Source organism: Nocardia cyriacigeorgica (assembly GCF_029868385.1).
Classification (GTDB): Bacteria; Actinomycetota; Actinomycetes; order Mycobacteriales; family Mycobacteriaceae; genus Nocardia; species Nocardia cyriacigeorgica_F.
In genome coordinates this window covers 141,456-155,632 of record NZ_JARWNX010000029.1, presented here as the reverse complement: position 1 = coordinate 155,632, position 14,177 = coordinate 141,456, and the positions used below count along the sequence as shown (strand labels likewise).

Annotated in this window: 1 protein-coding gene; it reads left to right on the top strand. The window is 68.7% G+C overall.

The window, feature by feature from the left end; all coding sequences use genetic code 11:
• Nucleotides 1-14,068: amino acid adenylation domain-containing protein (locus QH168_RS06425; protein WP_432421043.1), on the top strand; the 14,068-nt coding region annotated here is incomplete at its 5' end.
• Between the last annotated feature and the right edge of the window lie 109 nt (nucleotides 14,069-14,177).

Genomic DNA, 14,177 nt, shown 5'->3' with positions numbered 1-14,177 from the left:
GCGGCTGCGTCCGGTGCCGGTGGGTGTGGCGGGTGAGTTGTATCTGGCGGGCTCGCAGTTGGCGCGTGGTTATGTGGCGCGTCCTGATCTGACCAGTGATCGGTTCGTGGCGAATCCGTTCGGTTCTTCTGAGCGCATGTACCGCACCGGTGACCTGGTGGCGTGGACCGCTGATGGTGAGCTGGAGTATCTGGGCCGCACCGATTTCCAGGTGAAGTTGCGTGGTCTGCGTATCGAACTCGGTGAGATCGAGGCGGCGCTGACCGCCATGGACGAGATCGCCCAATCCGTCGTCGTGGTCCGCTCCGATGACCGCCTCGGCGATCAGCTGGTCGGCTACCTGGTGGCCGCCGCGGGCCAGAGCATCGATATCGACGGTGTGCGCACCCGGCTCGGTGGCGAACTGCCCGCGTACATGGTGCCGACGGCATTCGTGGTGCTCGACGAGTTCCCGCTCAACGCCTCCGGCAAGCTCGACCGCAAGGCGCTGCCCGCGCCGGTGTTCGAGGCCAAGGCATTCCGCGCACCGTCCACGCCGATCGAAGAGATCGTCGCCGGTACCTTCGCCGATGTGCTCGGCGTGGCCAGGATCGGCCTCGACGACGATTTCTTCACCCTCGGCGGCAATTCACTGCTCGCCACCCAGGTCACCGCGCGACTCGGCGCCGCACTCGACACCCAGCTCGCCGTGCGCGACCTGTTCGAGGCCTCCACCGTCGCCGCACTGGCGGGCCGGGTGGAACGCAATGCCGGTTCCGGCCGGGCCAGGCCCGAGCTGACGGCGGGGGAGCGTCCGGACCGCATTCCGCTCTCACCCGCCCAGCAGCGGTACTGGTTCCTCAACCAGTTCGATACCGCCACATCAGCGGTGGACAACATCCCGCTCGCGGTCCGGCTGTCGGGTCGCCTGGATGTCGGTGCCCTGGAACAGGCCATCGGCGACGTGTTCATCCGGCACGAGGTGCTGCGCACGATCTACCCGCGCTCCGCCGACGGCCCGCACCAGGTGATCGGTTCGGCCGAGCGCTCCGCCCCGCATCTGACGGTGATCGCGGTACCCGAATCCGAACTGGTCGCCAAGGTCATCGAATTCGCCATGACCACCTTCGACGTCACCGTCGAGGTGCCGCTCGCGGTGGCGCTGTTCCGCATCGTCGCCGACGACACCGGCACCGCCACCGACGATCACGTACTCGCCTTCACCGTGCACCACGTCGCCGCCGACGGCTCGTCCATGGGTCCGCTGGCCCGTGACGTGATGGCCGCCTATGTCGCCCGCGTCGCCGGTGACGCTCCGCAGTGGGCGCCGCTGCCGGTGCAGTACGCCGACTATGCGCTGTGGCAGCGGTCCGTGCTCGGTGACGAGGACGATCCCGAATCGCTGGCCGCCAAACAGGTCGCGTACTGGAAGTCGGCGCTGGCCGATCTGCCGGACCAGCTGGAACTGCCCGCCGACCGGCCGCGTCCGCCCGCACAGTCGTTCCACGGCAAGGCCATCCGGTTCGAGATCGACCCGCAGCGCCACGCCCGCCTGCACGAGCTGGCACGGGCCAACAATGCCTCGCTGTTCATGGTGGTGCACGCCGCGCTCGCGGTCCTGCTGTCGCGCCTGTCGGGCACCGATGACATCGCCGTCGGCACCCCGATCGCGGGCCGTGGTGAACGTGAACTCGATGATCTGATCGGCATGTTCGTCAACACCCTGGTGTTCCGCACCGCGGTGACGCCCGGCGACCGGTTCGCCGATCTACTCGCCGATGTGAAGGAACGCGATCTGGAGGCGTTCGCCAACGCCGACGTACCGTTCGAGCGCCTGGTCGAGGTGCTCAACCCGGTGCGTTCGACCGCGCGCAACCCGCTGTTCCAGGTGGGTCTGTCGTTCCAGAACCTGGCCGAGACCACCTTCGAACTGCCCGGTCTCTCGGTGAGCGCGGTCAACTTTGATTCGCAGCTGGCCAAGACCGATCTGCACGTCACGCTCTACGACCGTTACGCCGACGACGGCACCCCGGCCGAGATCATCACCGAATTCGGTTATGCCATCGACCTGTTCGACGAAGCGACGGTCCAAAGCTTCGCCGACCGCTTCCTCCGGGTGCTCGACGCGGTCGTCGAGGACGCGACCGTGCCCGTGGGCGAGATCGATCTGCTGGCACCGGCCGAGACCGAGCGCATCGTCACCGAGTGGAACGACACCGCGCACACCGTCGACGCCTCCGCCACGCTGGTGTCGCTGCTCGACGCGACCGTCGCGGCAACGCCGGACGCCGTGGCGTTGGTCGCCGATGGTGTCGCGAGCCTGTCGTACGCCGATCTCGACGAGCGCGTCAACCGTCTGGCCCGCTATCTGATCGGGCGCGGGGTCGGACCGGAGGATCGGGTGGCGCTGGCCATCCGGCGCAGCGCCGATCTGGTGATCGCCATGTACGCCGTCGCAAAGGCCGGTGCCGCGTATGTACCGATCGACCCGGATCAGCCCGCCGAACGCACCGACTACATCCTCGCCACCGCGGCACCGGTCTGCGTGCTGACCACCGCGCGCGACGATTTCCGTGCCGTCGCGGCCGAGACCGTGCGCATCGACGACCTCGACCTGTCCGGCTTCGCCGCCGGTCCGGTGGCCGCCGACGAACGTCGCGGTGAACTGACCCCGGCGCATACCGCCTACGTCATCTTCACCTCGGGTTCGACCGGTCAGCCCAAGGGTGTTGCGGTGCCGCACGCGGCGATCGTCAACCAGTTGCTGTGGGAGGCCGCCGAATTCGCGCTCGGCGCCGATGATGCGGTGCTGTTGAAGACCGCCGCGACCTTCGACCTGTCGGTCTGGGAGTTCTGGACGGCCGCCGTATGCGGTGGCCGCCTGGTGATCGCCACCGCCGAGGGCCATCGCGATCCGTCGTACCTCAACGAACTGATGCGCGATACCGATGTCACCACGCTGCATGTGGTGCCGTCGATGCTGGACGCTCTGCTCACCGAGGCCGGCGGACGTCTGCCCGACTCGCTGCGCCGGGTGCTCGCCATCGGTGAGGCGCTGCCCGCCGCGACCGCCCAGCGCTTCCTCGCCGGTAACGGCAGCGAACTGTTCAACTTGTACGGCCCGACCGAGGCCGCGGTCTCGATCACCAGCCACCGGGTGACCGTGGCCGATGAGCCGTCGGTGCCGATCGGTGCACCGGAATGGAACAGCCGCGTCTACGTCCTCGACGCCCGGTTGCGACCGGTGCCGGTGGGCGTATCCGGTGAGCTGTACCTGGCCGGTGCGCAGCTGGCGCGCGGTTACTTCGGCCGTGCCGATCTGACCGCAGACCGGTTCGTCGCCGATCCGTTCGGGTCCGGTGAGCGGATGTACCGCACCGGTGACCTGGTGGCCTGGAACGGTCACGGGGAGCTGGAGTACCGGGGCCGCACCGACTTCCAGGTGAAGATCCGTGGTTTCCGTATCGAACTGGGCGAGATCGAAGCGGCCCTGCTGCGGCAGTCCGCCGTGAGCGCCGCCGCGGTGCTCGCGCACACCGACCCCAATATCGGTGACCGGCTCGTCGCGTACGTGGTGCCCGCCGACGGCCCGATCGAGCAGCGGCAGTTGCAGGCGGCGCTGGCGGCGGAACTGCCGTCGTACATGGTGCCGTCGGTGGTGGTCGAACTCGACGCGCTGCCGTTGAACGCCAACGGCAAGCTGGACCGTAAGGCGCTGCCGGAACCCACGTTCGAGAAGGCGGTGTTCCGGGCGCCGGTCACCCCGATCGAGCAGATCGTGGCGAATGTGTTCGCCGAGGTGCTGCGGGTCGCCGATCGTCCCGACTCCGAGACCAAACGACTCGGCCTCGACGACGATTTCTTCGCCTGGGGCGGTAACTCACTGCTGGCCACCCAGGTGGCGGCCAGGCTGGGCGAGGCGCTCGACACCAGAGTGCCGGTGCGTCTGCTGTTCGAGGCCTCCACCGTGGCCGCGCTCGCGGTGCGGGTGGAGCAGCATGCCGAGGCGGGCGGGCGCAAGGCGCTCACCGCCGGCCCGCGGCCGGAGCGGATTCCGCTGTCGCTGGCCCAGCAGCGGATGTGGTTCCTCAACCGTTTCGACACGTCCTCGGCCGCCTACAACGTGCCCATCGCGGTGCGACTGAGCGGCGATCTGGATGTGGCGGCGTTGCGTGCCGCGATCGCGGACCTGGTCACCAGGCACGAGATCCTGCGCACGGTCTACCCGCAAGCCGGGGACGGCGCGATCGGCACCGGCGATCCGGTGCAGGTGATCCTGCCTCCGGCGCGGGCGATTCCGCGCCTGGACGTGCGCGTCGTCGCACCGGACGAGGTCGAAGCCGCCGTGGTGGAACTGACCTCGACCATCTTCGACGTCACCACCGAGGTGCCGATGAAGCTGGCGCTGTTCCAGATCGCGGACGAGGCCGGTGCGCCGCAGCGGGAGTACGTGCTCGCGATGGTCGTGCACCACATCTCCGGTGACGGCTCCTCGGTCGGCCCGCTGACCAGGGATCTGATGACCGCCTATGCGGCCCGCTCGGGCGGCGAGGCGCCGGGCTGGGCGCCGCTGGCGGTGCAGTACGCCGACTACAGCATCTGGCAGCGTGAGCTGCTCGGCGACGAGAACGACCCGAAGTCGCTGGCCGCCAAACAGGTCGCGTACTGGGCCGAAGCGCTCGCCGACCTGCCCGACCAGCTGGATCTGCCGTCGGACCGGCCACGTCCGGCCGTGCAGAGTTTCGCGGGCGGCAAGGTCGAACTGCATGTGGACGCCGAAACGCATCGCGCGCTGATCGAACTGGCGCGGGCCGAAGGCGCGACGCTGTTCATGGTCGTGCACACCGCGCTCGCGGTACTGCTCGCGCGGCTGTCGGGCACCGACGATATCGCCATCGGCACCCCGATGGCCGGTCGCGGTGAGGCGGTACTCGACGACCTGATCGGCATGTTCGTCAACACGCTGGTGTTCCGCACCCGTGTAGATGCCGGTGCACCGTTCACCGAACTGCTCACCACACAGCGCGATATCGATATCCAGGCGTTCGCCAATGCCGATGTGCCGTTCGAGCGGCTGGTCGAGGTGCTCAACCCGGTGCGCTCCACCGCGCGCCATCCGCTGTTCCAGGTGGGGCTGTCGTTCCAGAACCTGGCGCAGGCGAGCCTGGAACTGCCGGGGCTCGCGGTATCGGGTCTCGATATCGACACCAAGCTCTCGCAGTTCGATCTGCATCTGATCGCCACCGACCGCTACGGCGAGGCGGGTGAGCCCGTCGGCATCACCGGCTTCTTCACCTACGCGACCGATCTGTTCGATCACGGCACCGTGCAGGGCTTCGTCGACCGGTTCGCCCGCCTGCTCGGCGAGATCGTCGCCGCCCCGCGGACTGCGGTCGGCGATATCGAACTGCTCGACAGCGCCGAGCGGACCCGGTTGCTGGCCGGTCGCAATGCCACCGACCATCGCGTCGACACCGACGCCACGCTGGTCACACTGCTCGACGCCACGGTCACGGCGCTACCGAAGTCGGTCGCGCTGGTCACCGACGACGGCGCCCAGCTCACCTACGGTGAACTCGACGCCCGCGTCAATCGCCTGGCCCGGCACCTGATCTCACTCGGGGTCGGTCCCGAATCGCGGGTCGCGCTCGCGCTGCGGCGTTCGGTGGATCTGGTGGTCGCCATGTACGCGGTGACCAAGGCCGGTGGCGCCTATGTGCCGCTCGACCCGGATCAGCCCGCCGAACGCACCGGCTACATCCTGGAAACGGCCGCACCGGTCTGCGTGCTGACCAACGACGACGCCGAATTCGATGTGGCTGCGGCACAGGTCTTCTCGCTGGACGAACTGGATCTGTCCGGGTACAGCGAGGCGCCGGTCGGCGATGCCGATCGGGTGGCGCCGCTGCGGCCGCAGCACACCGCCTACGTCATCTTCACCTCCGGTTCGACCGGCCGCCCGAAGGGTGTCGCGGTGCCGCATGCGGCGATCGCGAACCAATTGCAGTACAAGATCGCCGAATTCGGGCTCGACGCGGCCGACGCGGTGCTGTTGAAGACGGCGGCGACCTTCGACCTGTCGGTCTGGGAATTCTGGTCGGCGGCGGTGTGCGGTGGCCGGTTGGTCATCGCCTCGCCCGACGGTCATCGCGATCCGGCGTACCTGAACGAGCTGATGGCCCGCGAATGGGTGACCACCCTGCATGTGGTGCCGTCCATGCTGGACGCGCTGCTCACCGGTGAACTGCCGGATTCGCTGTGGCGGGTGCTCGCCATCGGCGAGGCGCTGCCCGGTGCGCTGGCCAAGCGTTTCCGCGCCGAACACCCACGCATCGAACTGTTCAACCTCTACGGTCCGACCGAGGCCGCGGTCTCGATCACCACCCACCGGGTCGGCGCGGCCGACACCACCTCGGTGCCGATCGGTGTGCCGCAGTGGAACAGCCAGGTCTATGTGCTCGACGCACGCCTGAACCCGGTACCCGACGGTGTGGCGGGTGAGCTGTATCTGGCGGGCGCGCAGCTGGCGCGCGGCTACTTCGGTCGGGCGGATCTGTCCGCGGATCGGTTCGTCGCCAACCCGTTCGGGTCCGGTGAGCGGATGTACCGCACCGGTGACCTGGTGGCCTGGAACGGTCACGGCGAGCTGGAGTACCGGGGCCGCACCGACTTCCAGGTGAAGATCCGTGGCTTCCGTATCGAGCTGGGTGAGATCGAGTCGGCGTTGCTCGCGCTGCCGGAGATCGCGCAGACCGCGGTGCTTGCGACCTCGGATGCGCGCACCGGCGATCGTCTGGTCGCCTATCTGGTGCCGTCGGCGGCGCACGTGGAACGCGACGGCCTCGATATCGCGCAGGTGAAGTCGGCGCTCTCGGCGGCCCTGCCGTCCTACATGGTGCCTTCGGCCTTCGTGGTGCTCGACGCGCTGCCGTTGAACGTGAACGGCAAGCTGGATCGTAAGGCGCTGCCGGAGCCGGAATTCGAGGTCCAGGAGTTCCGTGCGCCGTCGACTCCGATCGAGGAGATCGTGGCGGGCGTGTTCGCCGAGGTGCTCGGTGCGGAACGGGTCGGCGCCGACGACGACTTCTTCGCTCTCGGCGGTAACTCGCTGCTGGCCACCCAGGTCGCGGCCCGGCTGGGTGCGGCGCTGGATTCTCGGGTTCCGGTGCGTGCGCTGTTCGAGGCGTCGACGGTGGCCGGGCTCGCGGTGAAGGTCGAACAGGACGCGGGCGCCGGTGGGCGTCGCGCACTGGTCGCCGGACCGCGGCCGGAGCAGGTGCCGTTGTCGCTGGCGCAGCAGCGGATGTGGTTCCTCAACCAGTTCGACACCGCCTCGGCCGTCAACAACATTCCGGTCGCGGTCCGGCTGACCGGTGACCTCGATGTCGCCGCGCTCCAGCTGGCCGTCGCCGATGTCGTCGGCAGGCACGAGACCCTGCGCACCGTCTACCCCGAACAGGGTGGCACCGCGCATCAGGTGATCCTGCCCGCCGACCAGGCCGTACCGGATCTGACGCCGATCGCCGTCGGCGCCGGGGAACTGCGGGAGCGGATCGTCGAGGCCGTCGCCGCCGGATTCGATGTGACGGTGGAAGTGCCGTTGCGCGCGAAGCTGTTCCGCGTCGAGGCGGAGGCGGGCGCATCGGCGGCCGAATACGTGCTCGTGTTCGTGGCGCACCACATCAGCGCCGACGGCTGGTCCATGGGACCGCTCACCCGCGACGTCATGGTGGCCTACGCCTCCCGTGCGGGCGGTGTCGAGCCGGGCTGGGCGCCACTGCCGGTGCAGTACGCCGACTTCAGCGTCTGGCAGCGCGAGGTGCTCGGTTCGGAATCGGACCCGGAGAGCCTGATCAGCAAGCAGGCCGACTACTGGCGCGCCGCGCTGGCCGGACTGCCCGATGAGCTGAACCTGCCCGCCGACCGCACCCGGCCGACCACCCAGTCCTTCGCCGGTGGGCGCGTGGTGTTCCCGATCGAGGCCGACCTGCATCGCAGGCTCACCGAGGTGGCCCGCCAGCAGAACGCGACCATGTTCATGGTCGTGCACACCGCGCTCGCGGTATTCCTTGCACGTATGTCGGGTACCGACGACATCGCCATCGGCACCCCCATCGCCGGTCGCGGTGAAGCCGAACTCGACGACGTCATCGGCATGTTCGTCAACACCCTGGTGCTGCGCTCCCATGTGCGCGGTGAACTCACCTTCGGTGAGCTGCTCGCCGCCACCAAGGACGCCGACCTCCAGGCCTTCGCGCACGCCGATCTGCCGTTCGAGCGGCTGGTGGAACTGCTCAACCCGGAGCGTTCGACCGCGCGGCATCCGCTGTTCCAGGTGGCGCTGTCGTTCGAGAACCTGCCGGAGAACAGTTTCGAACTGCCCGGATTGCACGTCGGGGCCGTCGATTTCGACGTCGACACCGCCAAGTTCGATCTGTCGCTGACCATCCGGGAAGCCGCCGGTGACGACGGCGCTGGCATGTACGCCGAATTCTCCTTCGCGCGTGACCTGTTCGACGACGCCACCGTCGAGGTGTTCGCGCGTCGCTTCACCATGCTGCTCGAGGCGATCACCGCGGCACCGCAGCGGCCGGTGGGCGATCTGTCCATCCTGGACGAGGCCGAGTACGAACTGCTGACGCATGTGCACGGCGAAGACGTGATGGCCACCGGCCTGCTGCCGGACCTGCTCAACCGCGGCGCCACCCTGAACCCGGAGCAGATCGCGGTGCGTTACGAGGGCCGCTCCATCACCTACCGCGAACTCGACGAGTACTCCTCGCGCCTGGCGCGGGTGCTCATCGACCGTGGGGTCGGGCCGGAGCGCATCGTCGCACTGTCGTTCCCGCGCTCCTACGAGATGGTCGCCGCGTTCTGGGCGGTGGCCAAGGCCGGTGGCGCGCATGTGCCGATCGACCCGACGTATCCGGAAGACCGGATGCGCCATATGGTCAACGACTCCGGCGCCGTGCTCGGCCTGACCTCGGACGAGTACCTGGACCGGCTGCCGCGCGAGGTGGAATGGCTGCGTCTGGACGATCCGGCCACCGGTGATCTGATCGCCGCACAGTCGGCGGCCCCGGTCACCGACGCCGACCGGATCAGCTCGCTGGCCATGCGTCATCCGGCCTATGTCATCTACACCTCCGGTTCGACCGGTCTGCCCAAGGGCGTCATGGTCACCCACGCCGGTATCGGCGGCCTGGCCGATGTGGCGACCGATCTGTACCACCTGAAATCGCATCACCGGTTCCTGCACATCTGCTCACCGAGCTTCGATCCGTCGGTGCTGGAATGGGTGTGCGCGGGCTACACCGGCGCCACGCTGGTGATCGTGCCGTCCACCATCATCGGTGGCCCGGACCTGGCCGAGCTGCTGCGCAGCGAGCGGGTGACGCATACGATCATCACCCCCGCGGTGCTCGGCACGGTCGATCCCGAAGGGATGGAGGCGCTCGAGGTCGCCTCCGTCGGCGGTGACGTCACCACCCAGGAGCTGCTCGCCAAGTGGGAGCCGGGCCGTAAGTACTTCAACGCCTACGGTCCGACCGAGACGACCATCATCTCCTCCTACGCGCGGCTGAACCCCGGTCGTCACATCACCGTCGGCCGCCCGGTGCACGGTATGACCGCCCTGGTGCTCGACGCACGGCTGAACCCGGTGCCGCCGGGTGTGGCCGGTGAGCTGTACCTGGCCGGTGGCGCGCTGGCGCGTGGCTACCACAACCGGCCAGATCTCACCGCCGACCGGTTCGTCGCCAACCCGTGGAGCACCGAGGGCGCGCGCATGTACCGCACCGGTGACGTAGTGCGCTGGTACGCCGAACCCGAGCAGCGGGCGGGCAATACCGCGCTCGCCGAGGTGAACTGGGAACTCGACTATGTCGGCCGTTCGGACTTCCAGGTGAAGATCCGTGGGTTCCGCGTCGAACTCGGCGAGATCGACACCGCGCTCGGCCGCCATCCCGATGTCGAGTTCGCGATCACGCTCGGCCGCGACACCGAGGCAGGTGCGACGATCCTGGTGTCGTATGTGTTGGCCGTGCCGGGTCACGAGATCGACACCGAGCAACTCACCGAGTTCGTCTCGCGTGGTCTGCCGCCGCATATGGTGCCGAGCGCGATCGTGGTGCTCGACGAGATCCCGCTGACCCCGGTCGGCAAGCTCGACCGCAAGGCGCTGCCGGAACCGCAGTTGGCGCCGCGCGAATTCCGGGCGCCGGTCACCGAGATCGAGGCGATCATCGCCGAGGTGTTCGCCGAGGTGCTCGGCGTGGACCAGATCGGTGTGGACGATTCGTTCTTCGCCCTCGGCGGCGACAGCATCCTGTCGATCCAGCTGGTCTCACGGGCCAAGGCGCGCGGTGTGGTGTTCACCCCGCGTGAGGTGTTCGAACGGCGCAGTGTGGCCTCGCTGGCCGAGGTCGCCACATTCGGTGCGGCGCCCGGCCAGATCCGGTTGACGGAACTGCCCGGCGGCGGTGTCGGCGAGATTCCGCTGACCCCGATCATGGCGCAGATCCTCGCGGGCGGTTCGTCCTACGACCGGTTCTCACAGTCGATGGCGCTGCGGCTGCCCGAAGGCATCGACCGGGCCACCCTGGTCGCCACCATCGCGGCCGTGTTCGATCACCATGACGTGCTGCGCTCGCGGTTGCGTCGGGACGGACAGTCGTGGATGTTCGAGGCGCTCGAACGTGGCGCGGTCGACGTCGACGCGCTGGTGCACCGGGTCGAGGCGTCGGCGGATATCACCGAGGCCGAGCTGACCGAACTGGCGACCGCCGAATTCGATGCCGCCCTCGGACGACTCGATCCGGCCGCGGCCGCGATGGCGCAGTTCGTCTGGTTCGCCTTCGACGGCGATCGTCGCGATGTGCTGCTCATCGTCGCCCACCACTTCGTGGTCGACGGTGTGTCCTGGCGCATCCTGATCCCGGACTTCGCGGTGGCGTGGTCGCAGCTGGCGGCCGGTCAGCCGGTGACGTTGCCCGCCAACGGCACCTCGATGCGACGCTGGGCGCACAGCCTGGTCGACGCGGCCGGTGACGCCGAACGGGTCGCGGAACTGCCGTTCTGGCAGGAGGTCACGGCCACCCCCGATCCGCAGCTGGGTTCGCGGGCGTTCGATCCGGCGATCGACACCTTCGCCACCGTGGAACGGGTCGAGGTGACGCTGTCGGCCGAGGTGACCGATGCCGTGCTCACCGCGGTGCCCGGTCTGTACCGGGGCGGTGTCAACGACGGTCTGCTGTCGGCGCTGGCCATGGCGGTCGCGCGCTGGCGCGGTGACCGGCACGGGTCGGCGCTGATCAAGCTCGAGGGTCACGGTCGTGAGGAAGAGGTCGTGCCCGGCGCGGATCTGTCGCGCACGGTCGGCTGGTTCACCGCCGCCTATCCGGTGCGGCTCGCGCTCGGCGATGCCGATCTCGACGACGCCTTCGCCGGTGGCGCCGCGCTCGGCGCGATCGTCAAATCGGTCAAGGAGCAGCTGCTCGGCATGCCGGACAAGGGCCTCGGCTACGGCATGCTGCGCTATCTGAACGACGAGACCGCGGCCCAGCTCGCCACCGGCTCGACCGGCCAGATCAGCTTCAACTATCTGGGTCGGATGTCGGCCGGTGAGATCCCCGCCGAACTCACCGAACTCGGCTGGGTGCCGGTGGCCGATCTCGGTCAGCTCGATGTCGAGATGGATCGGCATATGCCCGCCAACGCGGTGCTCGACATCAATGCCATCGTCACCGATGGCGATAACGGACCGGAGCTGGGTGCATCGTTCGCATTCCCGTCCGGGTTGCTGACCAGCGAGCGGGTGCGTGAGTTCGCCGATCTCTGGGTGGCCGCGCTCACCGCGCTGGCCGAGCATGCCCGTCGTCCGGAGGCCGGTGGGTTCACCCCGTCGGATATGGCGCTGGTGCGCGTTGGTCAGACCGATCTCGAGCAGTGGGAGCGCGAGTTCCCGGCGCTGTCGGAGGTGTGGCCGCTGTCGCCGTTGCAGTCGGGTCTGCTGTTCCATGCGCTGATGACGCAGGCGACCGTCGACGTCTACACCATGCAGGCCGTGGTGGATCTCGGTGGCAGCCTCGACGTTTCCCGGTTGCGGGCGGCGGCGCAGGGCATCATCGACCGCTATCCGAACCTGCGCACCGCGTTCGTCACCGATTCGTCGGGTCAAGCGGTGCAGGTGGTGCTGGATCGGGTCGAGGCGCCGTGGACCGAGGTGGATCTGCGGGAGCTGCCCGAGGCCGAGCGGCTCGCCGAGTTGCAACGCCGGGTCGCCGACGATCAGGCCACGCACTTCGATATGGCGACGCCGCCGCTGATGCGGTTCACCCTGTTCCGCACCGGCGAGACCCAGTGGCATCTGGCGATCACCACCCATCACATCCTGCTCGACGGCTGGTCCATGCCGCTGCTCATGCGGGATCTGCTGGTGCTGTATGCGGTCCACGCCGATCAGACCGCGCTGCCGCGAGTGGCCTCCTACCGCAATTTCCTCGGCTGGCTGGCCGGGCGCGACCGCGACGAATCGTTGCGGGCCTGGGCACGTGCGCTCGACGGGGTCGGCGAACCGACCCAGTTCGCACCGCAGCCGCGCGGCGCCGAACAGTACGAGATCGGCAAGCTGATCACCGAGATCGAGGCCGACCGCACCCGCAGGCTCACCAAGCACGCCGCCGAACTCGGCGTCACGGTGAACACGCTGGTGCAGGCCGCGTGGGGCATTCTGCTCGGCCGGCTCACCGGCCGTGGCGATGTGGTGTTCGGCGCGACGGTTTCGGGTCGGCCCGCGGAACTGCCTGGCGTGGAGTCGATGGTCGGTCTGTTCATCAATACGCTGCCCGTGCGCGTGCGTGTCGATGATCGGCAGACTGTCGGCGAGATGCTGGAGACCCTGCAACGGGAGCAGGCCGATCTGCTCGATCACCACTATGTCGGGCTCACCGATATCCAGCGGGTCGCCGGACCGGCCTCGCAGTTCGACACCCTGCTGGTGTTCGAGTCGTATCCGATGGACAAGGAAGCCATTTCGGCGGCCAGCTCCATCGACGGTATGTCGGTGACCGGTGTCGGCGTCAACGACGGCACGCACTATCCGCTGACGCTGCTGGTGACGGCCGAATCGACCATCGAGCTGACGCTGAAATACCTGAGCAGCCGGTTCACCGCCGAAGAGGTCGAGGTGCTCTCGACCAGGTTGCGGCGGGTGCTGGACGCGCTGATCGGTGATCCGGGCGCGCTGGTCGGTGACATCGACATCCTCGATGCGGGAGAGCGGGCGCGGTTGCTCGCCGATTCCGGGGCCGCCGCCGCGGCCACGACACCGGAACCGGTGGGCCGGGTCGGTGCCCGCACCGTCGCCAAGGTGTTGGCCGAGGTGGTCGAGGAGGATCCGCAGGCGCCCGCGCTGCTCGCCGGTGATGATGAGATCGCCTACCAGCTGCTGGACCGGCGGTCCTCGCAGCTGGCGCGGTTGCTCATCGCCCGTGAGGTCGGCCCCGGTGATGTCGTGGCGGTGGCGCTGCCGCGTTCGGTGGATTCGGTCGTCGCGGCCTGGGCCGTGCAGAAGGCGGGCGCCGCCCTGCTCTTCGCGACCGGTCTCGATGCCGGTGAGATCGCCGCCGCCGGAGCCGCTTTCGTCCTCGGCGCTCCGGCAGACGGCCTGTCCGGTATCGATCCCTCGGACCCCGAGATCGCCGCCGAACTGGCCGCCGCACCCGGCCACCCGGTGTCCTATGCCGATCGGGCCCGCCCGCTCGGCGAAGACCATCCGGCCTTCGTCCTCCTCGCCGACGGCGTCCCGAGTGTCCTGACCCAAACCCAGGCCCTCGACCGCGCCGAACACCTGCGCGAGGTGAACGAGATCGACTACGAATCGGCCACCTTCACCACGGCGGTCGCGGGTCGTGCCGCGGTGGACGAGTTCCTGACCTCCGCCACGGCGGGCGCCCTCTCGGTCCTGCCGACCGATGCGGACCCCGCCGACGATATCGCCGACGGGGAAGTGACCCACTGGTTCGTCGCCCCTGGCGAGGCGAGCGACGGCGCGGGCGAGGCACGGATCGTGGGCGAGGTCCAGGACTGAGCGGCCCGCCTGCGCAGGTACATCAGCTGTACCTGCGCAGGCGGGCCACACGGTGTGGTGAGCTGAACTCGCTGGGTACCGCGGCTACCGGTGCTCACTCACATGTGGC